Genomic DNA, 24,555 nt, shown 5'->3' with positions numbered 1-24,555 from the left:
GCCGGGCTCAGCGCGGCGGCTTGAGCGGATCGTGACCGATCGACATCAGCCGATGACGCCAATTCTCTTGTCCTGCAGTCGGGTCGAGATCGTCGCGGCGTTCGGCGTGGACACGGTCGACGACTCGGCGCATGACGTGCTCGTCGTCGTCGGTGAGGTCGACCCGGCGTTTCTGCAAGATCTGCAACACCCGTCGGCCGGTCGGCGTCCCGGACTGGTCGGGCAACTCCTCGGCGTCCTCGTGTGCCGAGCGGGTGCGCAGCCATTCGGACAACTCCCGCGATGTCATGTTCACGACGCGGTGAAACTCGTCCCACAGTTCGTCGTCGACCTCGACGTGCCGAGCCACGTGTGACCTCCCATCGTTGTCGCGTCTTCAACCCTGGTCGTACCCTGCGCCGCGCCCGTCGAATCGAGGCTCGAGTTTCTGCGTCGCAGCCGACGGGAACTCTGTGGCGATCTGTAGAGAAAGGGATATGGACGTGGCTATCTGCGACACCTGCGGCAACGAGTACGACAAGGCGTTCACGGTGAGCTGGGGGGAGCGCACCGCGACGTTCGACAGCATCGAGTGCGCCGCCGCGCAGCTGGCACCGGAATGCGCGCACTGCGGCTGCCGAATCCTGGGGCATGGCGTGGAAACCGAAGACGCAATCTTCTGTTGCGCCCACTGCGCGCGCAAGTCCAGCAACGCCGACATCAACGACCGGTATCCGACTCCCGCGGGAGGCTAGCGCCCGATGAAGATGGCGCCGGACACCGGCAACCCGCGGCGCGACCGCGCGACGCTGGCCGCGGCGGTGAAAGCGGCGGCCGTGTTCGTAGCGATCGCCGTGGTGGTGCTGCTGGCGTCGCTGGCATGGCTGAACGGGTGCAAGACAGGCACCGGGGCGGGTGCGCTCGACCGTTGCACCGCGTTGCAGCGCAACACCTTGGCGATCGGTCCGGCCGTCGTGCTCTTCGCCGGCGGCGTCTGGGCGTTCGTCCGCACGTATCAAACCGGGCGCGCCCGAGGCGGCTGGTGGATCTGGCAAGGCGCGGGCTGGTTCCTGCTGGTGCTCATGCTCGTGGTGTTGACGATGACGGCGCCGGTCGCGCTGCTGTAGCTGTTTTCGCCGAACCCGCCCGGGGTATTCGCGGTGCCATGTCGTCCCACCCGCAGGCAGACGCTTTGCGAGCGCTCGCGTTGGTCTGCACCCTCAAAGCCAGTCCGTCGGCCTCCAGCAGCGACCTGATGGCCCGACAGGTGCTCGAGCAATTGCGGCAATCCGGCGTCGAATGCGAGTCGGTGCGCGTGGTCGACCTGACCGTGCTGCCGGGTGTGGAGGCCGACATGGGGCCTGGCGACGAATGGCCGCGATTGCGGGAAAAGATCCTCGCCGCAGACATCTTGGTGGTGTCGACGCCGACATGGGTGGGCCACATGTCGAGCGTGGCGCAGCGCGTGCTGGAGCGACTCGACGCGGAGATCTCGAACACCGATGACGACGGCAGGCCGTCCATGGTCGGCAAGGTGGCGCTCGCAGCGGTGGTGGGCAACGAGGACGGCGCGCACAAGATCGTCGCGGACCTTTTCCAGGCACTCAACGACATCGGGTTCACGATCCCGGCGCAGGGCTGCACGTACTGGAACGGTGAAGCCATGCAGGGCGGCGATTTCAAGGACCTCGACCAAGTGCCCGAGGTGATCCACACAACCACCGCGGCCGCGGCGCGCAACGCCGTGCACCTGGCAGATGTGCTTCGCCGCCAGCCGTACCCGCCGTACAAGTAACACCAGGCCACCGCAAGTTTTCGGTCTCTTCTCGCCCTCTTCAAGTCGACGGATGCCGAGTATCGTCGAGGGCATCTCGATGAAGGAGACGGTGATGGGAGACACACATCACGATCCGACGGATCACTCCCGCACATATCAACCACACGCCGGCGAGTCGATGATCGACGTCTACTTCTGGCCGCGCTTTTTCCTGATCGCCGTCGGTGTCGTCGCGCTGGTCGCGTTCGTGGCGGCACTTGCCTACAAACACCAGGAACTGCTCGTCTGGGCCGCGATCACCGCGGCACTGACCGTCGGCGGGGGTGCGTCGTGGCTCAGCGTCGAGCGGCGCCGCGTGCGCCGTATCGAAGCGCGCTGGCTCGCGCAACATCCCGCCACCTCGCCGCACCGGCACGCCGCGTAACGCGCGGTGTCAGGCAGCGCGGGCAGTTTCGCATGCGCGGCGGCAGGGTAGGCCTTCTGACGAAAGCACGCCTGACACAGGGAGATTGCGCATGCCGGAACGGCAGAACGACCCCAGCGACCACGCCCGTACCGCGCGGCCGCGCGTCGGCGAAGCGATGAAAGACAATCGCAGCCTCGGCGGCTACGCGCTGCTCGGGTTGGCGGTGCTGGCGTTGGTGATCGGCATCGGCGCGGCCGCCCGGGGCGTGATGGACTGGACGATCGGTGCGGGCGCGGTCGCGCTCGTCACCGCGGCCGTCGGTGCGGTGTCGGTGTACGGCGAACGCAGGCGAGTGGCTCGGGTCGCCGCTGAAAACGCCGATCACGCAGCCACGCGCCGGCCTTAGCGGGTACCGCAACAATCGTCGAAACAGCAATGGGCCCAGTCCATTTCGGACTGGGCCCACCGCGCGTCATGAAGTTACTGGTTTGCCTCTTGGCGCTTCTCGGCCGCCTTCGCACTGCTGCGCGCCGCATCCGCTTCGGCTTCCTTCTTCGCGGCATCGCGCTCTGCCTCGGCCTTGTCCTGCTGGGCCTTACCCTCACGAACCAGGTCATCGCGGCCGGTCACCGTCCCGACAGCTTCCTTGGCCTTGCCCTTGACATCTTCGACGACGCCCCGGATGGCTTCTTCGGGCCCGCTGTTCTCCGCCATTGACTTCCTCCTTGTTGGATACCTTCATGCGAGCGCGACCGCTCGGCGCTGCGGACGATGGCCTCCCATCCCGCGACGACAGACGTCCTTGCCCGTCGCTGCCTGGCTATTTCCCGCGACCCTTCGGGACTAAACCTGACGCCCGAGCGCAGCCGGCAGCCGCGCCGAATACCTGCGGAAATTTGGGCGCAGAGTGATCGAATTCATCTCCACTCGCGCCACGTCCTCCCACGCCGCCAGGAACGTGCCGCGGTGACGCCACCGCAGAATTCGTGCGAGCAACGCCGGTCCGTTCACAGTGGTGCGTTCGTAGCCGAGATAGGCCGATCGGCTGTGCGGGCTGACGACGAAGCCGAGAAGGTGCGTGGGTACCTGCTGGTGGTCGTCGGGCGGTGCGGCCAAGCGCACGTCGACGACCGTGCCCAGCCGATGTGACTGCTCGTCGTATACGTCGCAGCCCAAGAGATCACTCAGGAGCATGGCGGCCTCCCGGAATCCGACCGATCACGTTGTCTCGCAGCCAGCGCTCCACCCACGTGGAGTCGAAGTCTTCCAGCGTGACCTTCAATGTGATCACCGTGGTGAGCTTTTCGACGAGCCCCCAGTCGATGTAGGTCAGTCGAGACTTCGACGGCCGGCCACCGAAGATCCGTGTCGCCAGCACCGGCCCGGTGACCAGGTGAGTCACCGCGGGCGGTGGTGTGCCGCGTGGGATGTCCTGGCCCACAGGCAGATTAGCCAACACGATGTCGTCGACGGTGCCGGACGGCACCTCGTGGATGTCGTGAATCTGGCGGTCCAGAAGCTGAAGTCGTGCGTCGATGACGCGTCCGGGCCAGTGTTTGGCGGGCAATTCCCCCACAGTTCTCGTCATTCCCCGGCTCCCGTCACGATCATCAGCGGTATCGCCGCCACCGACGCGGCGATGATCACCACCAGATACACCATTGCCAACGCGTTGGTGAGCTTGCCGTTGACCCGGTCACCCATGTACTCAGGGTCGTTGGCCACCAACAGAATCGGCAGATACGTCAGCGGCAGCGCGATCGCGGAGAACACCACCGAGTACTCGGTCACCATCACCGGATCCACACCCGTGGCCAGCACCGCGGAGCCGATGACCAGTGCCACGATCATCACGACGTGAAATCGCGACGCCTGCGAAGGCCTGCGGAACTTTCCCCACGGCCAGCCGAAGAACTGGGCGAGGGTGTAGCCGGCCGACAGCGTGGTCTCCAGCGCCGCCCCGAACGTGGCGGCGACGACGCCGACGATCACGAATGCCAGCGCCACCTTTCCGCCGGCCAGCACCGCCGGCGTCACCATCTGCGAAAGGGACGTCACCTCAATGGCTTTCGGGGCGAAGACCAGGGCCGCGCACGCCGCGATGGACAACGACAGCACACCTCCCAGGGGAAAGCCCACAAGCACGTTGAGCCGAGACTTACCCAGATCGTCTTCGGACCAGCCTTCCTCGACGGCGCCGGAGGAGAAGAAGAAGACCTCGTACGGCGTCATCGCCGCCCCGAACAGAGCGATTGCGAAATACCAGTACGTGGCCGCCGACTCCGACTGCGGGATCACCGGCGCCAACGCCTGGTTGCCGAGATCGACCCAATTGGGGTGTAGCAGAAACACACTCACGGCGAACACGATCAGGGAAAGCCCGGCCAGGCCGGTGACGTTCTCCATGGTCTCGAATTTCACCCGCCAGATCACCAGCCATACCGCGAAGGCGGCGACGGGTATCCACAGCATCGGGCCGACGTCGGTGGCTAGCTGCAAAGCCAGCGCGACACCACCGATTTCGGCGGTGATCGTCATCAAGTTCACGAAAAACGACGCGCCGAGATTGGCCAGCGCCGCCCGGGCTCCGAGTCGGTCGCGGATGATCTCGAAAGTTGCCCGGCCGCTGACCGCGGCGACCCGGCCGGCCATCTGGGCGTACAGACAGATGCCGAGTACGCCGACGGGAATCACCCACGCCAGCGCAAGACCGAATCGCGATCCGACGACGGAGTTGGTGACGAGGTCGCCGATGTCGAGGAAGCCGCCGATCGCCGTCAGGATGCCCAACGCAACGGCGAAGATCTTCTTCATCCGCTCACCGCCGACAATCGGTCCGTTGCGTCGGCGAGACGTTGACGTGCAACGTCGAGGGGCGTCGGGTCGACGCCGAGGACCACAGCACCGGCGGAGGTGAGCGCCGTGACCGCGCCGGTGATCGCGTCGAGCAGCGCGTGCTGACGGCGCAGGTCGTCCTCGCGGGTGGCCGTGAGTCCGGCAATTCCCTTGTAGCTCTTGGTCGCTTCGTCACGCGCGTCGGTCAGCTGCACGCTGGCCAGCTGGCGTGTCGACTTGCCGGCCTGCCACAAGTCCAGCGCCAGAATGCCGGTGCGGGCGGCCGACTCGCATTGCGCTTGGGCGCGGGCGAGTTGTCCGGCCATCCCGTCGCGAATCGACGGGCAGCCGCGCACCAGTACACCGAGCGCTACGAGAACGACGAGCAGCAGTGCGGCTTTTCGGATTCGCCGCCACCGGTGCGCCATCGCAAACTAACGGTCGACGTCCCAGTCGTCGGCATCAGGCGCGGTGGTGCGCTGGTCTTGCCAGTCGGCCGGGTTCGCGTCCTCAGGCGGTGCCTCGGAAGCGATTTCGCTGACCTCGGTGGGTTCGAAGTCCTCCGAAAGGTTCGGTGTGCGGCCCACCTCGAGGCGCTGCTCGACAGCGTCGGCGACCGGGGTTTCTTCGTCGATCGGATCGTCAGGTGGCAGTGCAGAGGTCACCCGTCGAACCTACCCCGCCGCGCACAGTGGCCAAAACGCCAGTTGTGACGAACATCTGCCCGGCGTTTTCGTGGGGCGGACGAAGGGTACGCGCCCCACCATGACTTCACTGTGGTTGGCCAACCGTGCGCAGGCGCCGTGGGTGGCAAGCACCCTCGACGGCAACCGATCCGCCGACGTCGTCGTGGTAGGGGCCGGCATCACCGGACTGATGACGGCCGTGCTGCTGGCCCGCGCGGGCAAGGACGTGCTGGTGCTCGAGGCGCGCACCGTCGGATCGTGCGCGACTGGCAACACCACCGCGAAAATCAGCCTGCTGCAGGGCACTCACCTCTCCAAGATCATCCAGCGTCACGGTGTCGAGACGGCCAAGGCATACGTCGACGGCAACCGCGAGGGGCAAGAGTGGGTGGTGCACCACTGCGAGACCCACGGGGTCGCAGTACAGCGGGAAGACGCCTACACCTACGCCCAGTCCGGCAAGGGCGTGCCGTCGGCGCGCGCGGAACTGAAGGCGTGCGAAGCCGTGGGCTTGGGCGCGAAATGGGATGACGACGCCGACGTGCCGTTCCCCTACCACGGCGGTGTGCGGCTGCCCGACCAGGCGCAGTTCGATCCGATGCCATTCTTGGATTCGCTGGTGGCCGAACTGCAGGATCGCGGCGGTCGGCTGGTCGAGGGGGCTCGCGTGCGCAGCGTGTCCAGCCGCCGCGGGCTCACGCTGCGGGTCAACGGCCCCGACGAAGACGAAACCGAGGTGCGGGCCGGGCAGCTGGTGCTGGCCACCGGTATTCCGGTCCTGGACCGCGGCGGGTACTTCGCCAGGCTGAAGCCCAGCCGGAGCTACTGCCTGGCGTTCAAGGTGCCCGGCACCATCACCCGACCGATGATGATCTCCACCGACTCGCCCACCCGCTCGGTGCGGTACGCGCCCACGCCCGAGGGGGAGCGGCTGATCGTGGGAGGCGCGGGCCACCCGGTCGGGCGCAAGAAGAGCCCGTCGAAGGCGCTGGAGGAGCTTTCGTCGTGGGCGCGTCTGCACTATCCGGGCGCGGTGCAGACTCACTTCTGGTCGGCGCAGGACTACACGCCCGTCGATCAGCTGCCGTACGTGGGGCCGATCTTGCCGGGCAACGAAAGCATCTTCGTCGCAACAGGATTCAACAAGTGGGGGATGACCAACGGAGCGGCCGCGGCGCTAGCGTTGTCCAGCCGCATTCTGGGCGGCCGCATGGACTGGGCCAAGGCGTTCGCCAGCTGGAGCCCGCACGAGCTGTCCGGAATCACCACCGCGCTGCAAGCCAACCTCGAGGTCGGTTTCAACCTCGCGAAGGGCTGGATCACGCCGCTCACCCGGGCGGTGCATCGGCAGCCCGGCGACGACGAGGGCGGGGTGGTCAGCGGTCCACCGTGGCACCTGGAGGCGCGGTGTGTGGTCGACGGGGTCGAGCATCGCGTCTCGCCGGTATGCCCGCACCTCGGCGGGATCGTGAACTGGAACGACGCCGACAAGGCGTGGGAGTGCCCGCTGCATGGGTCCCGGTTCGCGCCGGACGGCACGCTGCTTGAAGGTCCCGCGACCCGCGACTTGACCCGCTCGAGCTGACACGGCTTTTGTTTACCTACAAGTGACTCCGGGAACCACTTGTGGCGTGGCGACAACTGCACAGGCTCGCAGCATCCTGCTGTGGCATGTGCACGGTTCGTGGACCGAGTCGTTCGTGTCCGGGTCGCACCGCTATGTGCTGCCCCTGACTGACGATCGCGGCGCCGACGGTCGCGGGCTGTGCGGGCGCCGCTGGCCGCGTGCTCGGGAAGTCCACGTCGACCGGCTCCGCGACGAGCCGGTGGATCTTGTGATCCTGCAGCGGCCGCACGAGTTGGAGCTGGTGACGCAGTGGCTGGGCCGGCGCCCCGGGGTCGACGTGCCTGCCGTCTACGTCGAGCACAATGCACCCCGGCCGTCACCTACCGACAGTCGCCATCCGGTCGCCGACCGGTCCGACATCCCGATCGTGCACGTCACCGAGTTCAACCAGTTGATGTGGGACAACGGCGTCGCGCCGACCACTGTCGTCGCCCATGGCATCGCCGATCCCGGCGAGCTCTACACCGGCGAGTTCGCCGCGGCTGCCACGATGATCAACGAGCCGCTGCGCCGCAACCGCGTGGTGGGCACCGACCTGTTGCCGGCGCTGTCCGCCGACGTGCCGGTGGACGTGTGGGGCATGGGGACATCGGAGCTCGGCGACCGGCTCGGCGGCCAGATACGCGGGCACGGCGACGTCGCGCCGCCGGCGCTGCATCAGCAGGTCGCCCGACGCCGGGTGTATCTGCACACCGCGCGGTGGACATCGCTGGGGTTGTCGCTGTTGGAGGCCATGCATCTGGGCATGCCGGTGGTGGCGGTCGCATCGACGATGGCGCCGCTATGCGTGCCCAGCGAGGCCGGTGTGGTCAGTGCCGACGTCGAGGCGCTCGCCGACGCGGTCAGGTTGTACGCCAACGATCACGAGGCGGCGCGGGCGGCGGGCAAGTCGGCCCGCGAGTTTGCGCTCGGTCACTTCGGTCTCGACCGTTTCCTGCGCGACTGGGACCGCGTCGTGGACAGTGCATGCGCCGGGCGAGGGGAAGCGTGAAAGGGGAGCACTGCCAATGAGAATCGCCATGGTCTCCGAACATGCCAGTCCGTTGGCGGCGCTCGGCGGCGTGGATGCCGGCGGTCAGAACGTCCACGTCGCCGAGCTGTCGGCCGCGTTGGCCCGTCGCGGCCACGAGGTGCTGGTGTACACCCGTCGCGACGATCCGGGGTTGCCGGAGCGGGTGCGTGCACCGGCCGGCTACACCGTGGTGCACGTGCCCGCCGGCCCGGCCACCGTGCTACCCAAAGACGAGCTGCTGGAGCACATGGGCGTATTCGGCGACTTCCTGGCCGATCAGTGGCTCACCGAACGCCCCGACATCGCGCACGCTCACTTCTGGATGTCCGGTGTCGCAACGCGGCTGGCCACCCGCCGGCGCGGCGTGCCGATGGTGCAGACGTTTCATGCGCTCGGCGTGGTCAAGCGCCGTCACCAGGGCCAGCAGGACACCAGCCCACCCGGCCGCTTACGGCTCGAGGAGCTGCTCGCCCGGCGCACCGACTGGGTGGCCGCGACGTGTACCGACGAGGTGTTCGAGCTGGCGCGGCTGGGCCGGCCGCGGGCCCGCACCGCGGTGATCCCGTGCGGGGTCGATCTGCGGCACTTCACGCCCGACGGGCCGCGCTGGGAGCGCACCGACCGCAAGCGCGTGGTCACGGTCGGAAGGTTCGTGCCGCGCAAGGGATTTGACGTTCTCATCGAGGCGATGGCCTCGGTGCCGGATGCGGAGCTTCTGGTCGTCGGCGGTCCGGACGCCAGCCGGCTCGGGGACGAACCCGAGGCGGTGCGTCTGGCGAGCCTGGCCGAATCGCTGGGAATCGGCGACCGGGTGCGGTTGTGCGGCTCGGTGTCGCGCTCCGAGATGCCGGCGGTGTTGCGCTCGGCGGACGTGGTCGCGTGCACGCCGTGGTACGAGCCGTTCGGTATTGTTCCGGTCGAGTCCATGGCATGCGGCGTGCCGGTGCTGGCGACGGCGGTGGGCGGCATGCTCGACACCGTGGTCGACGGCGTCACGGGTGTGCTGGTGCCGCCACGCGATCCGCGGGCCTGCGCCGAGGCGCTGTGCGAGATGCTGGAAGACCCTGCGCGACTGGCGGAGTGGGGCGCCGCCGGGCGCCGACGGGCCGAAGCGCGCTACTCGTGGGACCGCATCGCCGCGGACACCCTCAAGGTCTACCAGCGCATGACCGCCACCTCATCCCGGCGAGCGCGCGTGTTTGCCCGCCGACACGCCGAGTAGATGCGGACGCCAGTGCACGCTCGCGGCTACTCGAGTGTGCGGACTCTGCGTTCGAGATCCTCGGGCAGGTGACGGCGCTGGGCAAGCGCCGCCGGCAGCCGAACCAGCGCCTCGGCGGTCGCCTTCGCATGCGCGGAATCGGCCGTGGCACAACGCAACAGACGTGCCAGCGCCGACGTGCAGCGGTCGGCCGGCCGACGCATGCACGCGGTAAGGAACTCGTTGCGCAGAACGCGCGCGTCGCGAGCTGCGCTGGATCCACGGACCTTCGACGGCTGGTGGCAGGCTCTGACCTGCGGGCAGTAGCACAGATCCCAGCCCGCGGCGGCCAGATCGAGCGCCAGCAGCGTCTCCTCGCCGTAGATGTGCAGCAGCGGGCTGAATCCACCTACTGCCAGGAACGCGTCGCGCCGCACGATCGCCGAACAACATTGGAAGCCAAGCACACTGGGCCCGGGCAGACCGTCCTTACGGCCCAGCGGGCTGGCTGCGAGCTCGTCGCTGAACGCGTCGCGACGACCCGACGGCCATACCGTGGTCTGCGCCGCGATCAGCGCCAGCGTGGGGTGGTCGTCGAAGAGTTGCTCCGCGATCTCCGTCGCGCCGGGCTCCCACCACGAATCGTCGTCGCAGAACGCCACGAACGGTGTCTCGCAGGCGCTGACGCCGATGTTGCGGGCCGCGGCGCCGCGATTGCGGTCCAGCGGAATGAGCCTGATTCGGCCCCTGCCGGCTTGAGATCTGCCCAGCGTCCGCACCATGTCGCAGGTATGGTCGTCAGAACCGTTGTCCACCACGATGATTGGGCACGCGAAGCCCGACAGCAGCCGGCCGATGGTGGGTTCCAGTTCGTCGGCGCGGTTGTAGGTCGCGATGACGAACGACGTCCTCGGCTGCTCCATGCCCCGCATCTACCCGGCGGCCCTGCGGCGGAAACCGCTCGTTTGGCCGATTGCGACCTGGGTATTTGAAGAGGATGCGGGAATGGCGTTCTGTATTGGTCACGGGAGGAGCGGGCTTTCTCGGCACCCACCTGTGTCTGCGGCTGCTCGACCGCGGCGTCGACGTGGTGTGCGTCGACGACCTGTCCACCAGCGCCCCGGCCAACGTCGACGATCTCAAACGACAGAGCGGGCTGCAGTTCGTCGAGCACGACATCACCGAGGCGTCCGACGACCCGCGACTGAACCGCCGCTTCGATGCGGTGTTTCACCTCGCCTCGCCGGCGTCGCCGCCGGACTACTTGCGCCTGCCGATCCAGACGCTGCGGGTGGGCGCGCACGGCACGTCGTTGGCTCTCGAAATCGCCGAGCGCAGCGGCGCACGGTTCGTGCTGGCTTCCACCAGCGAGGTGTACGGCGATCCGCTGGAGCATCCCCAGCGCGAAAGTTATTGGGGCAACGTCAATCCCATCGGTCCGCGCAGCGTGTACGACGAGGCCAAGCGGTTCGCCGAGGCGATGGTGTTCGCGCACCACCGCACCCACGGCGGCGACGTCGGCGTCGCGCGGATCTTCAACACGTACGGCCCTCGAATGCGTGCCGACGACGGCCGCATGGTGCCGACGTTCTGCCGTCAGGCGCTCGAGAACAAGCCGATCACGGTGGCGGGCAGCGGTCAGCAGACCCGATCGCTGTGTCACGTCGACGACACGGTAACGGCTTTGCTGGCCCTCGGAGACTCGGACATCACCGGTCCGGTGAACATCGGGAACCCGACCGAGATGACGGTGCTCTCGGTGGCCGAAATGATCCGCGAGCTGGCCGGCAGTTCCTCGCCGATTCATTATGTGCCTGCGGCACAGGATGATCCGCAACGTCGCTGCCCCGACATCCGACTGGCCCGCGAACAGCTGTCGTGGGAGCCAAAGGTGCCGCCGTATCAAGGGTTGGCCGAGACCGTCGCATGGTTCCGTGACCAGGATGTCCAGGCGCTATCCGCACCTGCCAACGGGTAGCGCCTGCTGTTTAACCACTTCTCGCTTGGGTATGTCTTTGGACGTCTAACGATCGAGCCGACGGCAATCCACAATTCATCAGGGGGCATGCGTGCGCATCCTTGGCGTCAATGCTGTGTTCCACGATCCTGCGGCCGCGTTGGTGGTCGACGGGCAGATCGTGGCTGCGGCCGAGGAGGAACGGTTCACCCGCCGCAAGCACGGCAAGCAGGCGGTCGCGTTCTCCACCTGGGAATTGCCGACGCAGTCGGCGCGATGGTGCCTGCAGCAGGGCGGTATCTCGGCCGCGGACCTCGACGCCGTCGCCTACTCCTATGACCCTGCGCTGGCCGAAGTGCCCGGCGGCCCGATCGCCGGGCAGGACCGCGACTGGGAGTACCTGCGCACGCTCTACGCGCGGCGCGCGCCGCAGTTCCTGGCGGCCGCATTGCCGGGACTGGACCCGGGCATCGTCCGTCACGTCCGTCACCACGTCGCGCACGCGGCGTCGGCGTCGCTGGCGTCACCGGAACCCGACAGCGCGGTGCTGGTGGTCGACGGCCGCGGCGAGGCGACGTCGATGCTGGCCGGCGAGTACCGCGAAGGCAAGCTGGATATCCTTGCCGCGCAAGAACTTCCGCATTCGCTGGGCCTGCTGTACGAAAGCCTTACCGAGCACCTGGGTTTTAAGCGGTCATCTGACGAATACAAGGTTATGGCGATGGGCTCCTACGGGCGCCCCGCCTATGCCGAACGGCTCCGCGAACTCGTGTACGCCTGCGGCGATGGCACATTCCGCACCGAGCCCGTGGACTGGACCGAGTTCGCGCCGCCGCGTGATCCGCACGCCACCGATTTGGACCCTGCGCACGCGGACCTGGCCTGCAGCGTGCAGCGGGTGCTCGAGGAAGTGTTGGTGCAGCTGGTGTCGTGGCTGCGCGGCCGAAGTCGCTCCGACACACTGTGCCTGGCCGGCGGGGTCGCACTGAATTGCGTGGCGAACTCGCGGCTGTATCGGGAGGGCGGCTTCGCCGACATCTGGGTACAGCCCGCGGCGGGCGACGCAGGTACGGCTCTCGGGGCCGCGCTGGCCGTGGCCGCCGAACACGGTGAACCGATCGCTCCGATGCCCTCGGCGTCGCTGGGCCGCGGCTGGTCCGACGCCGAAATCGCGGCGATCCTCGACACCGCGGACGTCGCGTATGAGCGGCCCGACGACATCGCGGTGGCGATCGGGGATGCGCTCGCCGACGACCAGCTCGTCGGCTGGTTCCAGGGCCGCGCCGAGTTCGGCCCACGGGCACTGGGAAATCGATCGCTCTTGGCCGATCCGCGCCACGCCAAAAACCTCGAGCGGATGAACAACGTGAAGGGCCGCGAGCAGTTTCGGCCCGTCGCACCGATGGTGCTCGCCGACAGAGCGGCCGAAATCTTCTCCGGCGGTCCGATTCCCAGCCCGTACATGCTGTTCGTGCACGATGTCGACCCGCAGTGGCGGCAACGTATCCCGGCCGTGACCCACGTCGACGGCACCGCCCGCATCCAGACCGTCGACACGGACAAACCGGTGCTGCACAGAATGATCAGCCACTTCGCGTCGCGCACCGGGGTGCCCGTCGTCGTCAACACCAGCTTCAACACCGCCGGACGGCCGATGGTCGACAGCCCACGCGATGCGCTCGAGTGCTTCGGAAGCTCACCTATCGACGTGCTGGCCATGGGCCCGTTCATGATCCGGAGACATCGGGCGTGACGGGGTCAGTTGCGGTGGTGATCCCGACGATCGGCCGAGAGTCGCTGGGCCGCCTGCTCACCGCGCTGGATCAAGGCGCAGGACCCAGGCCCGACGCGGTGGTTGTCGTCGACGACCGCGCCGCTCCGGATCATCCGCTTCCGTTGCCGGACACCGGCTTACCGATCACGGTCCTGCGATCGGGTGGGCGGGGACCCGCAGCCGCCCGCAACGCCGGATGGCGTGCGAGCGCGGCCGACTGGATCTGCTTCGTCGACGACGACGTGGTAACCGGTCCCGACTGGCCCGCGCAGCTGGCCGCGGACATCGAGAATGCGGACCCGTCAGTCGTGGGCATCGAGGCGCGGATCAGCGTGCCAGCGCCCGAGGGACGGCGGGCCACCGACGACGAGCGCCGCACTCTGCAACTTGTCACGTCGACATGGATCACCGCGGATCTGGCGTATCGGCGCTCGGCGCTGGTGGCCTGCGGCGGTTTCGACGAACGCTTCCCGCGGGCGTACCGCGAGGACGCCGACATCGCGTTGCGCATGCAGCGCATCGGCCGCATCGTGCGCGGCTCCCGCGAGACGGTGCATCCCGTCCCGCAGCGCACGCCGTCGATCATGGCGAGTGTGCGGGCGCAAGCCGGCAACCGTGACGACGCGCTGATGCGGCGCAAGCACGGCCGCCACTGGCGCGCCAAGATCGGCGGGAACAGGGGGCGGCTGCGGCTTCATGCGGCCACCACCTCAGCAGGAATTCTGGCACTGGTCGCCGCATCGGCCGGCCGTCGCAAACTCGGTTTGGCGTCTGCGGCAACGTGGTTGGCGTTGACGGTGGAATTCGCGGTGCGGCGCATCTTGGCCGGCCCGCGCACGGCCCGCGAAGTGACGGCGATGGCGGTCAGCAGCGTGCTGATTCCGCCGGTCGCGGTGGCGCAACGGCTCTGGGGTACATGGCTGTTCCGGCGCGCGCATCCCGAACCGCCGTTGGCTGTGCTGTTCGACCGCGACGACACGCTGATCGAAGACGGCCCCTATCTCAACGACCCCGACGGGGTGGTGCCCAAGGCGAACGCCCGCCAGGCGCTGGGCCGGCTGCGCAAGCACGGCCTGCTGCTGGCCGTCGTCACCAACCAGTCCGGCGTCGCGAAGGGCTTGATCAGCGACCAGCAGTTGCAGGCGGTCAACGCCCGCGTCGACGAGCTGCTGGGACCGTTCGACACCTGGCAGGTGTGCATACACGACACCGATGACGGGTGTGAGTGCCGAAAGCCGTTGCCCGGCATGGTAATTGCCGCCGCCACCGCATTGGGTGTGGACACGCGGCACTGCGTGATGATCGGCGACACGGGCGGCGACGTCGCGGCGGCGCAGGCCGCACGCGCCGACGCCATCCTGGTGCCGACCGAACGGACCCGGCGAGAGGAAATCGCCGACGCGAAGGCGGCGGCGCACGTAGCGCATTCGCTGGAGGAGGCCGTCGAGCTGGTGCTGAGGCGGGTGCGGTGATGAGCGGGTTGCCCGAAGAAAAGAAGCCAACCCGTACCGCACTGGTGGCCCGGCTCGACAGCACCGGTGATGTGCTGATCACCGGTCCCGCGGTGCGCGCCGTCGCCGCGAATCACGACCGCGTGGTGTTTCTGGCCGGCCCGCGCGGCAGTGAAGCGGCGCGACTGTTACCGGGGGTCAACCGTGTGGTCGAGTGGGCCGCGGCGTGGGTGGATTTCGACGCTCCTGAGCTTTCCGCAGACAGCGTGCAGCAGCTAGTCGCCACTATCGCCGCCGAAAAGCCCGACGTGGCACTGATTTTCACGTCATTTCACCAGTCGCCGCTGCCGCTGGCGCTGATCTGCCGCATGGCCGGCGTGCCCTGGGTCGGCGCAATCTGCGAAGACTATCCTGGAACACTGCTGAATCTTCGCCACCACGTCGCGGCCGGCATCCCCGAACCCGAGCGTGCGCTGTCGCTGGCCCAAGCCGCGGGTTGGCACCTGCCTTCCGGCGACGACGGACGCTTGCGACTACGAGCGCTGCCGCCGGTGCCGGCGCGGCTGGCCGCGGTCACCGGTCAGGAATACGTGGCCTTCCATCCCGCGGCCGCGGTGCCGGCCCGCAGCCCGTCGCCGCATACGTGCGCCGAGATGGTGCACGCGCTCGCGGTGGCGGGGCATCGCGTCGTGGTCACCGGCACCCGCGCAGACCGCGAACTGACCGCAGCGGTGGCCGGCGAGCACGCCCACGATCTCGGCGGCCAGACCACGTTGGCGGAGCTGGCCGCGGTGTTCGCGGGTGCGCGCGCCGTGGTGGCGCCCAACACCGGCCCCGCCCATCTCGCCGCTGCGGTGGGCACACCCGTGGTGTCGCTGTTCGCGCCGGTGGTGCCCGCGCAACAGTGGAGCCCGTACGGCGTGCCCGTGGTGCTGCTGGGCGATCAGCAGGCACCGTGCCGTCTCACCCGGGCGCGCCGGTGCCCGGTTCCGGGGCATCCCTGCCTGGACGGAATCCCTGCCGCTGAGGTGGTTGCCGCAGTAGCCCGAATCGCAAGCCGAGGTGCAGCATGATCGACAAACATTTCGCCGACCTGGTGAGCGCCGCCGCGCAGGTGCGGCCCAGCGCGGCGCAACTGCAGCAGTGGGCACAGCACCTCGCCGACGTGTTCGCGGCGGGCGGGCGGCTGATGGCCTGCGGCAACGGCGGCAGCGCCGCCGAGGCGCAGCATCTGACCGCCGAGCTGGTGGGTCGCTTCAAGGACGAGCGAAAACCGTTGTCGGCGATCTCTTTACATACGGACACGTCCGCGCTGACCGCGCTGGTCAACGACTACGGCGCCGAGGAGATGTTCGCACGCGGCGTGCGGGCCCACGGTAGGCCGGGTGACGTGCTGGTCGCACTGTCCACCAGCGGCACCAGCCCCAACGTGCTGGCCGCCGTCAAGGCTGCACACCAGGCGAAGGTGACCACGTGGGCGCTCACCGGGCCGGCTCCCAATCCGCTGGCCGCGATGAGCGACGACGCGATCTGTGTCGAAGCGCCGTCCACTGCGACTGTGCAGGAGATGCACCTGGTGCTGATCCACGCACTGTGCATCGCGCTGGACGAGTTGCTGCTGGGTCCCAAGGCGACCGTATGAAACCGATTGTGGTCATTGGCGATTCGATGCTCGACGTGGACGTCGACGGATCGGCACGGCGACTGTCACCGGAGGCGCCGGTGCCGGTGGTGGAGCCGGACCGCATCTGGCACCGCCCCGGCGGCGCGGGTCTGGCCGCGGTGCTGGCGGCGCGGGCGCACCCCGACGTGGTACTGGTGACCGCGACGGCGGACGACGCGGCGGGGCGCTCCCTGGCCGGCCTGTTCGCCTCCGAACATCCCGAGATCCGGGTGGTCGCGCTGCCGCTCACCGGCACGACGGTCAGCAAGGTCCGCATCCGCGCGGCCGGGCAGTCGGTGGTGCGGGTGGACCACGGCGACGGCGTCGCGGCCGCCGACCCGCTGCCCGCCGAGGTTGCCGACGTGCTGCGGACCGCCGCGGCGGTGTGCGTCGCCGACTACGGACGCGGCGTCGCAGCGCATCCGCAACTTCGCGACGTGCTGACCGGTCTGGCCGCGGACGTGCCCGTGGTGTGGGACCCGCATCCCCGCGGGGCGGCGCCCGTTGCGGGCTGTGCGCTGGCCACACCGAATGAGACTGAAGCACAACAGTTTTCACAGAGTGCCCGCACCCACAGCCGGATCGCGGCCGCCCTGCGTGAGCAATGGCGCACCGACGCGGTGAGTGTGACACTGGGTGCGCGCGGAGCGTTGTTCTCCGACGCCGAGCACGTCGTCAAACACGTGCCGGCACCGGCAGTAGGCGGCTGCGGCCGCACCGACACCTGCGGCGCAGGTGACCGGTACACGGTTGCGGCAGCCATTGCACTCGGCGAGGGCAAGGATGCCCTCGCCGCCACCGCCGCAGCCGTCGACGCGGCCTCGCGGTTCGTGGCGGCCGGCGGCGCCGCCGGCGTGTCGAGCGCAATGCCGATGCCGTCGGAATTCGGCATGGCGCCCACCACAGCCGCCGTCACCGGTATGCCAGCGGTGCTGGCGCTGGCCGACAAAGTGAGGCAGCGCGGCGGCACGCTGGTGGCCGCCGGAGGGTGCTTCGACCTGCTGCACACGGGCCACGTCCGGCTGTTACGACGCGCCCGCGAGCTCGGCGATGCCCTTGTGGTGCTGATCAATTCGGACGAGTCGGTCCGGGCGCTGAAGGGGCCCGGACGGCCCGTGGTGCCGGCCGCTGACCGGGCACGGGTGCTGGGCGCGCTCGCGTGCGTGGACGGCGTCGCGATCTTCGACGAGGACTCCCCGGCCGCCGCGCTGGAGCGGCTGCGGCCCGACATCTGGGTGAAGGGCGGCGACTACACCGGCGTCGAGCTGCCCGAAGCCGACGTGGTGGCCCGGCACGGCGGCGAGGTGGTGCTGCTGCCGACGGTCCCCGGCTATTCGTCCTCGAAGTTGATCGAAGCCACCCGCTGAAAGAGCGGCACCGAAGGAAGGCATACGCATGACGCAATCCGGACGACTCGGCAACGTGCTGATCACCGGCGGCGCATCAGGACTGGGCGCGGCGACCGTACGCGCGGTGCAGCGCCACGGCGGCAACCCGCTGGTGATCGACCTTGTCCAACCGACCGGCGACATCCCTTGGGCCTGGGCCGATCTCGCTGACACCGAGACGGTGCACTCGGCCGTCACCGAACTTGCCGAATCCGTCGACGGCCAACTGCACGGCGTGTTCACTGCCGCGGGCACCGACAAGTGCGGGCGGCTGGACACCGTTGCCGCAAAGGATTGGGAGCGGGTGCTGCATGTCAATCTGCTCGGCACCGCGGCGGTGGTGCGCAGCGCGCTGCCATACCTGAGAGCCAGCCACGGCCGGATCGTCACGTGCGCGTCGACACTGGGCATCAAGGCCGTCAGCGACGCGACCGCGTACTGCGCCTCGAAGTTCGGCGTGGTCGGTTTCACGCGGGCGTTGGCCGCGGAGCTGGCCGGTGACGTCGGTGTCACGCTGTTGATCCCCGGCGGCATGGCCACCGCGTTCTTCGACGGCCGCGACGAGCAGTACAAGCCGCCGCCGGACGCAAAGCTCAACGATCCCGACACCGTCGCCGAGACGGTCGTGTTCGCGCTCAGTCAGCCGCAAGGAAGCGAAATCCGGGAGATGGTCGTGTGCTCCTCAGAGGAGTCGTCGTGGCCGTGACCCTGACCGATCCCGGCGGCATCGTGCTGGTGCTACGGGCGCTCGGGCTCGGCGACCTGCTCACCGGCATTCCCGCGCTGCGTGGTCTGCGCAGAGCCTTCCCGGTCGCGCACATCGTGTTGGCCACTCGAGCCGATCTCGCACCGCTCGCCCTGTTCAGCGGCGCCGTGAACGACGTGCTGCCGACCGCCGGACTGGGTGAATTGCGGTGGGACGGACCACCACCGGAGTTGGCGGTGAACCTGCACGGCCGGGGACCGGAAAGCATCGAGGACCTGTTGTCGACGCAGCCGAAACAGCTTGTCTCCCATCGCAACTCGGCCTACCCGCGAGTGTCCGGTCCGCCGTGGCGGGAAGAGCTGCATGAGGTCGACCGCTGGTGTTCGCTACTCGGCGCAGCCGGCATCGCCTGCGACCCCGAAGACCTCGGGCTCGGGCGTCCAGCCGGCTACCCGTATCACGGCGACGTCGTCGTCATCCATCCCGGAGCTGCCGCCGCGTCGCGCCGTTGGCCACCCGACCGGTTCGCCACGGTCGCCGCGGCCCTGCACGCCGCCGGCCATCAGATTGTCATCACCGGCTCGGCGGCCGAACGCGAGCTGGCCGGTGCCGTGGCCGCGCAGGCTGGACTCGACGAAAGCGCCGTTGTCGCAGGCGAACTGGACGTACTGGGCATGGTCGCGTTGATCGCTGACTGCCGGCTGCTGATCTGCGGTGACACCGGCGTCGGCCACATCGCCACCGCGACCGGGACGCCGTCGGTGCTGTTGTTCGGGCCGACGCCGCCGAGCCGCTGGGGACCGCGCGGCCGGGGCCCGCACATCACACTATGGGCAGGCGACCGTGGCGACCCGCACGCGGACCGCCCGCATCCCGGACTGCTGCTCATCACCCCCGCGCGGGTTCTGGACGCATGCCGCTCGATTCTGCCGGAGGCGGCGTGATGGCGATTGCGGTGGGTGTGGTGGGTGCCGGCTACGTCGGGCTGACCAGTGCAGTGTGCTTGGCGGCGAAGGGTTTCGACACGGTGTGCGTGGATAGCGATCCCCGCCGCGTCGAACAACTGTCGCACGGAGTCGCGGTGATCGACGAGCCTGGGCTCGACGAGTTGCTGACCTCCGGCCTCGGCGGCGACACGCTGCGGTTCGCCGACGACTATCGTGCGCTGGCGGACCGCGACGTGGTGTTCGTCTGCGTGCCCACGCCGACGAATCCCGATGGCAGCGCGGATATTTCGGCGGTCGAGTCGTGCGCTGACGAGTTGGGCGAGGTGCTTGCGCCAGGGGCGGTGGTGGCAGTCAAGTCCACGGTGCCCGTCGGCACCTGCCGGGAGCTGAGCGGGCGCTTGGGCGACCGCGGCATCGTGACGGTGTCCAACCCCGAGTTCCTGCGCGAGGGCCACGCGATCTACGACTTCTGCCACCCCGACCGCGTGGTGATCGGCCTGCCCGACGGTCCGCGGGCACAGCGGGCCGGCGACCTGCTGGCGCGGGTGTATGCCGGCGACACCGACACGGTGCTGCGGATGACGCTGGAGAGCGCCGAGTTGGCGAAGTATGCCAGCAATGCCTTTCTCGCCGTAAAGCTTTCGTATGTGAACTCGCTGGCCGAGTTGTGCGCGGGTGTGGGCGCCGACATCGAAGACATCGCCCGCTGCATGGGTGCCGATCCGCGGATCGGCCCCGCGTTCCTGATGCCCGGACCGGGCTGGGGTGGCTCCTGTCTGCCCAAGGACACCGCCGCTCTGCTGCACACCGGACGCTCCCACGGCATCCCTATGCGCGAAGTGGAGTCGGCTCGCGCCACCAACGAGGCACAGCGGGAACGGATCGTGACGACCCTGCGCCGACGGCTCGGCCGTCCGCTGGCCGACGTGCGGATTACGGTGCTGGGTTTGACGTTCAAGGCAGGCACCAGCGACATCCGCGAGTCGCCCGCCTTGGCCATCTGCGGGGAGTTGGCCAGAAGCGGGGCACAGGTGACGGCCTACGACCCGCGACTGGAGAGCATCGATCGCCGAAGTGTTCCGGTGCCGACCGCCAGCGACCCGTATGTCGCCTCCAAGGACGCCGACGCGATCCTGGTACTCACCGAATGGCCCGAGTTCGCAGAGCTCGACTGGCCGGTCATCGGGCGCAACGCCGCCGCGGGCGCGGTCGTCGTCGATACCCGAAACCTGTTGAGCGGCAGGACCATAAGCAATTCGGAGCTGACGTATGTGGGTAACGGGAAAGTGGGCGGCTACTAGCCGGAGACGGTCAGGGCCAGTACCGCGACGTCGTCTTCCACACCCGGGCCGAGGTGCATCAGCAGCGACCGGATGTCGTCGACGATGCGATCAGCGGTGGTGGGGCTGCGCGCCGACGCGAACGTGACCAGCGCGCCGTCGTCGTCGAAACGGTCGGTGCCGGTGCCGGTGCGCGCCTCGGTCAGCCCGTCGGTGTAGAGCACCAGGGTGTCGCCGGTGCCGAGGTGAAGGCGACGGTGCACCAACCGCACGTCGGCGAGGATGCCGAGCGGCTGGCCCCCCGCCGTGCTCAGCTGCTCGACACCGCCGTCGCCGCTCAACAACAGCGCCGGCGGATGCCCGCCGCTGGCCAAAGTGACCTCGAAACCGCTGCCGTGGCGCGTCATCACCCCGAAGATCACCGTGCAGAACCGGACATAGCCCTCGAGCGGCTCGTGCTCGAGCACGCTGTTCACATTGCGCAGCACCGCGATCGGTTCGTCGTCGAGCACCGCCGCTGTGCGCAGCGCGTAGCGGGCCATCGACGTGACGGCGGCCGCCTCGGCGCCCTTGCCGCAGACGTCCCCGATGAAAAACGCCCACTTGTGGGGCGAGAGCGGGAACAAGTCGTAGAAGTCACCGCTGACCTCTTCGGCTGAAGCGGCGTGATAGTAGGCAGCAGCCTGCAGGCCGTCCGGCGGCCGAAGTGCCGACGGCAGCAACGAGCGCTGCAGTGTCGTGGCCAGTTCGACGGCGCGCGCGCGTTCCTGCTCGGCCCGCGTGCGGGCGGCCAGCAGCTCTTGCTCATACGAGCGGCGCTCTTGCGCGTCGAACACGGCGATCCGGATACGTGCCGGCCGCCCGTGATCGTCTGCTCTGACGTTGGCCGACAACAGGACCGGCAGCCGGCGGCCATCGGCGGCCACCAGTTCCATTGCCAGACCGCCGATTTCGCCGTTCATTCGCAGCAGCGGGGCGAAATGTGTCTCGTGGTGGATGCGGCCGCCGACCGTGAACAGGTCGGTGTAGGGCCGGCCGATCAGCGTGGCGGCGTCATAACCGAGCCACCGCGCCAAGGTGGCGTTGACCGCGGCGATGCGGCGGTCGGCGCGTGCGACGAGGTATCCGCACGGCGCGTTGGCATAGAGGTCGTCGACGTCCTCGCCAAGCTCATGGAAAGTCACGGCCGGGCTGCGAAGGCCGCGATCGCGGCGGCGGTCGCCTCGGGCGCGGTGAGCTGAGGACAGTGGCCGGTCGTGTCCAGAGTGACCAGCGTGCTACCGCCGATGTGCTGGTGCACATATGCTCCGACGGCACGAGGTGCGATCGCGTCGTCGGCGCATTCGAGCACCAGGGTGGGCAGTGGCACCCTGGCCAAGTCGGCGCGGTTGTCGGACAGGAAGGTGGCTCGGGCGAACACCCGAGCACAATCCGGGTCGGTGCGGCAAAACGTCTCGGCCAGCTCGTCAGCCAACTCCGGGCGGTCGGGCGCACCCGTGATCACTGGCGCCATCGCATGCGACCAACCCAGGTAGTTGGTCTCCAGTGACGCGAGCAGTTCGTCGATGTCGGCGCGGGAGAAGCCGCCGTGATAGCCGTCGTCGTCGAGGTAGCGCGGCGACGGTGCCACGAGCACGAGCTTGGCGAATCTGGCCGGCTCGGCGGCGACCGCCAGCACCCCCATCATCGCGGCCACTGAATGCCCGACGAATACGACGTCGTGCAAGTCCAGTTCGCGCACGATCTCGAGGATGTCCGCGGCGTAGCCGGCCAGCGACGAGTACCGGTCGGGATCCCACGCCGCCGGGTCGGACCGGCCGGACCCGACGTGGTCGAACAGAACGACGCGAAACTGCGGCGCCAGTGTGGCGGTGACGAACCGCCACAGGTTTTGATCGCAGCCGAAGCCGTGCGCCAGCATGACCGTCGGCCCGTCCGGCGAGCCCACGATGTTGATGTTGTTCCTCGTCAGGAGGTCCACGAGGTCATCGTTTCACGTTGCGGCGCCAAGTGGGCATGAGGTGGCGGGACAGTGAAGACATACTACTTGCAATTCATATGCTTGACCGCGGCAACGCCGCGAAGGACGCCGCCGGCTGGCACATGTGCCTCGACGTGCTCGACGATGTCGCCCGCGGCACCGATCGCCCGCGGGTGGTCGGCCGGGACGCTCAACAGCACGGCTGGGAAGCGTTGCGGGACAAGTACTCTGAAGCACTTGTGGGCTAGGCGCCGGCCAGCTGTCGCCGTCTCAATGCGCCAGCGCGGCGGGGGCCGGCTGGTCGTCCGCGGTTTTCGGCGGGGTGCGCGGCAGCCACAGCGCCGGGATGTAGGCCAGCGCGACGATCGCCACCACCACCGCGAACACCACGGTGTAGGCGTGCGACAACTCGTGGGAGACCACGGTCATGAAGTCAGGCCGGCGTACCGCGTCCGGAATGAGCGCAGGATCGACCGGGGCGTTGCGGCGGGCGGCGTCCTCCTGCAGCGCCTGCAGCCGGTTGGCGGCCGTCAGAGTGGCGCTGCTGTTGATCTGATGGGTCAGGATCACCGACGTGATCGCGGTGCCGATGGAACCGGCGACACGCTGGTTGACATTGATCAGGGTGGATCCGCGCGCCACCTGATGAGGGTTCAGCGTCTGCAACGCTGCCCCCGACAGCGGCATCATGGTGCAGCCCATGCCCATTCCGACGGCCAGCAGTCCGATCAGCAGCAGGGGGAAGTAGTCACGCTGGGTCCACACGCCATAAGCGAACGTTCCCATGCCGGCAACCATCAAGGAAATGCCAAGCAGCACAATCCGTTTCGGTCCGTCACGGTCCATCAACCGGCCGGCGATCGGCATTGTCAACATCGCGCCGAGGCCCTGGGGGATCAGGTGCAACCCCGACTGCAGCGGCGTCTGGTGCAGCAGCTGCTGAAAGTAGCTGGGCAACAACAAGGTTGCGCCGAAGAACGCCGCCGCGAAGAACAGCATGGCGAGGTTGGCGACGGTCACCAGCCGGTCGGCGAAGAGCCGCAGGTCGATCAGCGGATGGTCGGTGCCGCGCAGCGCGTGCAGGACGAACCCGGCGATCAACACGATGCCGATGATGCCGGGAATCCAGACTTGGGCGTCGGTGACCGAGCCGCGGTCGGGAAGTGAGGACACGCCGTAGAGGAAGCTCGCCAAGCCCGGAGACAGCAGCAGCATCCCGACGAGGTCGAATGATTCCGACGGCGACGGTTCGTCTTTGGCGAACACGACACCGGCCAGCACGAACGCGACAACGCCGATCGGAACGTTGATCAAGAAAATCCACGGCCAGCTGTAGGAGTCGATCAGCCAGCCGCCCAGGATCGGCCCGCCGACTGGTCCCAGCAACATCGGCACACCGAGCACCGCCATCAGTCGGCCCAGCCGTCTAGGGCCGGCCTCGCGCGTGAGGATCGTGAACGTCAGCGGCATCAGCATGCCGCCGCCGAGACCCTGGATCACCCGGAAGACGATCAACAAGGTGATCGTGTGAGCCATTGCGCACAGCAGGGAGCCGCCGGTGAACAGCACGATCGATCCCATGAACAGCCGCTTGGTGCCGAACCGGTCGGCGGCCCATCCGGTGAGCGGGATGACAGCGGCCAGCGCCAGCGTGTAGCCGGTCATGGTCCACGCGACGACCGCCTCGCTGGAGTCGAACTGCTCGATGAACGTGCGCTGCGCGACGCTGACGACCGTGGTGTCCAGGATCGTCATGATCGCAGCCAGCACGCAGACCCCGGCGATCTTCAGCAGCCCTGCGTCGAGCCGATCGGGGTGGTCGGCCTCGGTTCTGGCGCGGCTCTCGGCGTGTACCACGACGGGCAGGTTAGCCAGGTAGTTAGGC

General features: G+C 68.4%; 29 protein-coding genes. 18 read left to right on the top strand and 11 right to left on the bottom strand.

The features are described from left to right. Positions 1-7: 7 nt before the first annotated feature. Positions 8-349 carry a DUF3140 domain-containing protein gene (locus AC5Y4C_RS01420; protein ID WP_499962087.1) on the bottom strand — a complete coding sequence of 114 codons (342 nt, stop codon included), beginning with the start codon at positions 347-349 and terminating at the stop codon, positions 8-10. A 133-nt stretch (positions 350-482) separates the two neighbouring features. Between AC5Y4C_RS01420 and AC5Y4C_RS01415 the strand changes: the two genes are divergently transcribed. The 5 genes from AC5Y4C_RS01415 (at position 483) to AC5Y4C_RS01395 (ending at position 2,568) form a co-directional block, all read left to right on the top strand. Further along, positions 483-734, top strand: a complete 252-nt coding sequence (locus AC5Y4C_RS01415) for a metallothionein (RefSeq protein ID WP_499908051.1) — start codon at positions 483-485, stop codon at positions 732-734. Positions 735-740: 6 nt separating this feature from the next. Continuing rightward, the gene (locus AC5Y4C_RS01410; protein ID WP_499962089.1) at positions 741-1,106 is read left to right on the top strand and encodes a hypothetical protein; all 366 of its coding nucleotides are present in this window, start codon (positions 741-743) and stop codon (positions 1,104-1,106) included. A gap of 38 nt (positions 1,107-1,144) precedes the next feature. Beyond that, complete coding sequence (locus tag AC5Y4C_RS01405) at positions 1,145-1,774, top strand: flavodoxin family protein (RefSeq protein WP_499951570.1); 630 nt, start codon at positions 1,145-1,147, stop codon at positions 1,772-1,774. Positions 1,775-1,826: 52 nt separating this feature from the next. After that, a complete protein-coding gene (usfY, locus tag AC5Y4C_RS01400; protein WP_499962091.1) occupies positions 1,827-2,180 on the top strand; it encodes a protein UsfY in 354 nt (117 codons plus the stop codon). 91 nt (positions 2,181-2,271) lie between these two features. Further along, complete coding sequence (locus tag AC5Y4C_RS01395; RefSeq protein WP_499962093.1) at positions 2,272-2,568, top strand: hypothetical protein; 297 nt, start codon at positions 2,272-2,274, stop codon at positions 2,566-2,568. Positions 2,569-2,642: 74 nt separating this feature from the next. Here AC5Y4C_RS01395 and mbp1 read toward each other — a convergent pair whose 3' ends face one another. The 6 genes from mbp1 to AC5Y4C_RS01365 form a co-directional block, all read right to left on the bottom strand. Beyond that, positions 2,643-2,876 carry a microaggregate-binding protein 1 gene (mbp1, locus tag AC5Y4C_RS01390; protein ID WP_499907541.1) on the bottom strand — a complete coding sequence of 78 codons (234 nt, stop codon included), beginning with the start codon at positions 2,874-2,876 and terminating at the stop codon, positions 2,643-2,645. Positions 2,877-3,005: 129 nt separating this feature from the next. Then, positions 3,006-3,356, bottom strand: coding sequence for a PRC-barrel domain-containing protein (locus AC5Y4C_RS01385; protein WP_499907543.1), 351 nt, complete (start codon positions 3,354-3,356; stop codon positions 3,006-3,008). After that, positions 3,343-3,750: a hypothetical protein gene (locus tag AC5Y4C_RS01380; protein WP_499962095.1), complete on the bottom strand. Its 408-nt coding sequence runs from the start codon at positions 3,748-3,750 to the stop codon at positions 3,343-3,345. The genes AC5Y4C_RS01385 and AC5Y4C_RS01380 overlap by 14 nt, the downstream gene beginning before the upstream one ends. Continuing rightward, positions 3,747-4,976 carry an NRAMP family divalent metal transporter gene (locus AC5Y4C_RS01375; protein ID WP_499951561.1) on the bottom strand — a complete coding sequence of 410 codons (1,230 nt, stop codon included), beginning with the start codon at positions 4,974-4,976 and terminating at the stop codon, positions 3,747-3,749. The genes AC5Y4C_RS01380 and AC5Y4C_RS01375 overlap by 4 nt, the downstream gene beginning before the upstream one ends. Next, complete coding sequence (locus AC5Y4C_RS01370; protein ID WP_499907549.1) at positions 4,973-5,425, bottom strand: hypothetical protein; 453 nt, start codon at positions 5,423-5,425, stop codon at positions 4,973-4,975. Before AC5Y4C_RS01370 ends, AC5Y4C_RS01375 begins: the two co-directional genes overlap by 4 nt. Before the next feature lie 6 nt (positions 5,426-5,431). Then, positions 5,432-5,662 carry an Rv3202a family protein gene (locus AC5Y4C_RS01365; protein ID WP_499907551.1) on the bottom strand — a complete coding sequence of 77 codons (231 nt, stop codon included), beginning with the start codon at positions 5,660-5,662 and terminating at the stop codon, positions 5,432-5,434. 100 nt (positions 5,663-5,762) lie between these two features. Here AC5Y4C_RS01365 and AC5Y4C_RS01360 point away from each other — a divergent pair, with 100 nt between their 5' ends. From AC5Y4C_RS01360 to AC5Y4C_RS01350, 3 genes are all read left to right on the top strand, one after another. Continuing rightward, positions 5,763-7,268 (top strand): FAD-dependent oxidoreductase, encoded by a 1,506-nt coding sequence (locus tag AC5Y4C_RS01360; protein ID WP_499962097.1) that lies wholly within the window; start codon positions 5,763-5,765, stop codon positions 7,266-7,268. Between the two features lie 79 nt (positions 7,269-7,347). Next, the gene (locus tag AC5Y4C_RS01355) at positions 7,348-8,301 is read left to right on the top strand and encodes a glycosyltransferase (protein ID WP_499962363.1); all 954 of its coding nucleotides are present in this window, start codon (positions 7,348-7,350) and stop codon (positions 8,299-8,301) included. Positions 8,302-8,317: 16 nt separating this feature from the next. Then, positions 8,318-9,544, top strand: coding sequence for a glycosyltransferase (locus tag AC5Y4C_RS01350; RefSeq protein ID WP_499962099.1), 1,227 nt, complete (start codon positions 8,318-8,320; stop codon positions 9,542-9,544). 26 nt (positions 9,545-9,570) lie between these two features. Here the strand turns inward: AC5Y4C_RS01350 and AC5Y4C_RS01345 are convergent, their stop codons facing one another. Further along, positions 9,571-10,446: a glycosyltransferase family 2 protein gene (locus tag AC5Y4C_RS01345; RefSeq protein WP_499962101.1), complete on the bottom strand. Its 876-nt coding sequence runs from the start codon at positions 10,444-10,446 to the stop codon at positions 9,571-9,573. A 74-nt stretch (positions 10,447-10,520) separates the two neighbouring features. On the opposite strand from AC5Y4C_RS01345, the gene AC5Y4C_RS01340 reads away from it, so the two are divergent. From AC5Y4C_RS01340 to AC5Y4C_RS01300, 9 genes are all read left to right on the top strand, one after another. Further along, on the top strand, positions 10,521-11,501 hold the full coding sequence (locus AC5Y4C_RS01340; RefSeq protein ID WP_499962102.1) for an NAD-dependent epimerase/dehydratase family protein: 981 nt from the start codon (positions 10,521-10,523) through the stop codon (positions 11,499-11,501). Positions 11,502-11,592: 91 nt separating this feature from the next. Further along, positions 11,593-13,233 (top strand): carbamoyltransferase family protein, encoded by a 1,641-nt coding sequence (locus AC5Y4C_RS01335; RefSeq protein ID WP_499962104.1) that lies wholly within the window; start codon positions 11,593-11,595, stop codon positions 13,231-13,233. Then, entirely contained in the window at positions 13,230-14,726 is a 1,497-nt protein-coding gene (locus AC5Y4C_RS01330; protein ID WP_499907563.1) for an HAD-IIIA family hydrolase, read from the top strand. The genes AC5Y4C_RS01335 and AC5Y4C_RS01330 overlap by 4 nt, the downstream gene beginning before the upstream one ends. Then, positions 14,726-15,778: a glycosyltransferase family 9 protein gene (locus tag AC5Y4C_RS01325; RefSeq protein WP_499962106.1), complete on the top strand. Its 1,053-nt coding sequence runs from the start codon at positions 14,726-14,728 to the stop codon at positions 15,776-15,778. The genes AC5Y4C_RS01330 and AC5Y4C_RS01325 overlap by 1 nt, the downstream gene beginning before the upstream one ends. After that, positions 15,775-16,347, top strand: coding sequence for a D-sedoheptulose-7-phosphate isomerase (locus tag AC5Y4C_RS01320; RefSeq protein WP_499907567.1), 573 nt, complete (start codon positions 15,775-15,777; stop codon positions 16,345-16,347). The genes AC5Y4C_RS01325 and AC5Y4C_RS01320 overlap by 4 nt, the downstream gene beginning before the upstream one ends. After that, positions 16,344-17,735, top strand: coding sequence for a PfkB family carbohydrate kinase (locus AC5Y4C_RS01315; protein ID WP_499951554.1), 1,392 nt, complete (start codon positions 16,344-16,346; stop codon positions 17,733-17,735). The genes AC5Y4C_RS01320 and AC5Y4C_RS01315 overlap by 4 nt, the downstream gene beginning before the upstream one ends. Positions 17,736-17,763: 28 nt before the next feature. Then, positions 17,764-18,462 carry an SDR family oxidoreductase gene (locus AC5Y4C_RS01310; protein ID WP_499907571.1) on the top strand — a complete coding sequence of 233 codons (699 nt, stop codon included), beginning with the start codon at positions 17,764-17,766 and terminating at the stop codon, positions 18,460-18,462. After that, positions 18,453-19,406, top strand: coding sequence for a glycosyltransferase family 9 protein (locus tag AC5Y4C_RS01305; RefSeq protein ID WP_499962108.1), 954 nt, complete (start codon positions 18,453-18,455; stop codon positions 19,404-19,406). The genes AC5Y4C_RS01310 and AC5Y4C_RS01305 overlap by 10 nt, the downstream gene beginning before the upstream one ends. After that, on the top strand, positions 19,376-20,710 hold the full coding sequence (locus AC5Y4C_RS01300) for a UDP-glucose dehydrogenase family protein (RefSeq protein ID WP_499962110.1): 1,335 nt from the start codon (positions 19,376-19,378) through the stop codon (positions 20,708-20,710). The genes AC5Y4C_RS01305 and AC5Y4C_RS01300 overlap by 31 nt, the downstream gene beginning before the upstream one ends. Here the strand turns inward: AC5Y4C_RS01300 and AC5Y4C_RS01295 are convergent. Both AC5Y4C_RS01295 and AC5Y4C_RS01290 read right to left on the bottom strand, forming a co-directional pair. Next, complete coding sequence (locus AC5Y4C_RS01295; RefSeq protein WP_499962112.1) at positions 20,707-21,873, bottom strand: PP2C family protein-serine/threonine phosphatase; 1,167 nt, start codon at positions 21,871-21,873, stop codon at positions 20,707-20,709. The two genes, AC5Y4C_RS01300 and AC5Y4C_RS01295, sit on opposite strands and share 4 nt — an antisense overlap. Further along, the gene (locus AC5Y4C_RS01290; RefSeq protein ID WP_499962114.1) at positions 21,870-22,670 is read right to left on the bottom strand and encodes an alpha/beta fold hydrolase; all 801 of its coding nucleotides are present in this window, start codon (positions 22,668-22,670) and stop codon (positions 21,870-21,872) included. The genes AC5Y4C_RS01295 and AC5Y4C_RS01290 overlap by 4 nt, the downstream gene beginning before the upstream one ends. Before the next feature lie 77 nt (positions 22,671-22,747). Between AC5Y4C_RS01290 and AC5Y4C_RS01285 the strand changes: the two genes are divergently transcribed. Beyond that, the gene (locus tag AC5Y4C_RS01285; protein ID WP_499951549.1) at positions 22,748-22,918 is read left to right on the top strand and encodes a hypothetical protein; all 171 of its coding nucleotides are present in this window, start codon (positions 22,748-22,750) and stop codon (positions 22,916-22,918) included. A 22-nt stretch (positions 22,919-22,940) separates the two neighbouring features. On the opposite strand, the gene AC5Y4C_RS01280 is transcribed toward AC5Y4C_RS01285, so the two are convergent. Next, positions 22,941-24,527, bottom strand: coding sequence for a DHA2 family efflux MFS transporter permease subunit (locus AC5Y4C_RS01280; RefSeq protein ID WP_499962116.1), 1,587 nt, complete (start codon positions 24,525-24,527; stop codon positions 22,941-22,943). Positions 24,528-24,555 lie beyond the last annotated feature (28 nt).

It is taken from the genome of Mycobacterium sp. NGS35 (genome assembly GCF_059812855.1).
Note: the sequence above shows the minus strand (reverse complement) of the source record. Positions and strands in the feature narration are given on the sequence as shown.

Coding starts and splice junctions, on each gene's coding strand:
- AC5Y4C_RS01410 (WP_499962089.1), top strand. CDS start 741: ATGAAGATGGCGCCGGACACCGGCAACCCGCGGCGCGACCGCGCGACG.
- AC5Y4C_RS01405 (WP_499951570.1), top strand. CDS start 1,145: ATGTCGTCCCACCCGCAGGCAGACGCTTTGCGAGCGCTCGCGTTGGTC.
- usfY (WP_499962091.1), top strand. CDS start 1,827: ATGCCGAGTATCGTCGAGGGCATCTCGATGAAGGAGACGGTGATGGGA.
- AC5Y4C_RS01395 (WP_499962093.1), top strand. CDS start 2,272: ATGCCGGAACGGCAGAACGACCCCAGCGACCACGCCCGTACCGCGCGG.
- mbp1 (WP_499907541.1), bottom strand. CDS start 2,876: ATGGCGGAGAACAGCGGGCCCGAAGAAGCCATCCGGGGCGTCGTCGAA.
- AC5Y4C_RS01385 (WP_499907543.1), bottom strand. CDS start 3,356: ATGCTCCTGAGTGATCTCTTGGGCTGCGACGTATACGACGAGCAGTCA.
- AC5Y4C_RS01380 (WP_499962095.1), bottom strand. CDS start 3,750: ATGACGAGAACTGTGGGGGAATTGCCCGCCAAACACTGGCCCGGACGC.
- AC5Y4C_RS01375 (WP_499951561.1), bottom strand. CDS start 4,976: ATGAAGAAGATCTTCGCCGTTGCGTTGGGCATCCTGACGGCGATCGGC.
- AC5Y4C_RS01370 (WP_499907549.1), bottom strand. CDS start 5,425: ATGGCGCACCGGTGGCGGCGAATCCGAAAAGCCGCACTGCTGCTCGTC.
- AC5Y4C_RS01360 (WP_499962097.1), top strand. CDS start 5,763: ATGACTTCACTGTGGTTGGCCAACCGTGCGCAGGCGCCGTGGGTGGCA.
- AC5Y4C_RS01350 (WP_499962099.1), top strand. CDS start 8,318: ATGAGAATCGCCATGGTCTCCGAACATGCCAGTCCGTTGGCGGCGCTC.
- AC5Y4C_RS01345 (WP_499962101.1), bottom strand. CDS start 10,446: ATGGAGCAGCCGAGGACGTCGTTCGTCATCGCGACCTACAACCGCGCC.
- AC5Y4C_RS01340 (WP_499962102.1), top strand. CDS start 10,521: ATGCGGGAATGGCGTTCTGTATTGGTCACGGGAGGAGCGGGCTTTCTC.
- AC5Y4C_RS01325 (WP_499962106.1), top strand. CDS start 14,726: ATGAGCGGGTTGCCCGAAGAAAAGAAGCCAACCCGTACCGCACTGGTG.
- AC5Y4C_RS01320 (WP_499907567.1), top strand. CDS start 15,775: ATGATCGACAAACATTTCGCCGACCTGGTGAGCGCCGCCGCGCAGGTG.
- AC5Y4C_RS01315 (WP_499951554.1), top strand. CDS start 16,344: ATGAAACCGATTGTGGTCATTGGCGATTCGATGCTCGACGTGGACGTC.
- AC5Y4C_RS01310 (WP_499907571.1), top strand. CDS start 17,764: ATGACGCAATCCGGACGACTCGGCAACGTGCTGATCACCGGCGGCGCA.
- AC5Y4C_RS01300 (WP_499962110.1), top strand. CDS start 19,376: ATGCCGCTCGATTCTGCCGGAGGCGGCGTGATGGCGATTGCGGTGGGT.
- AC5Y4C_RS01285 (WP_499951549.1), top strand. CDS start 22,748: ATGCTTGACCGCGGCAACGCCGCGAAGGACGCCGCCGGCTGGCACATG.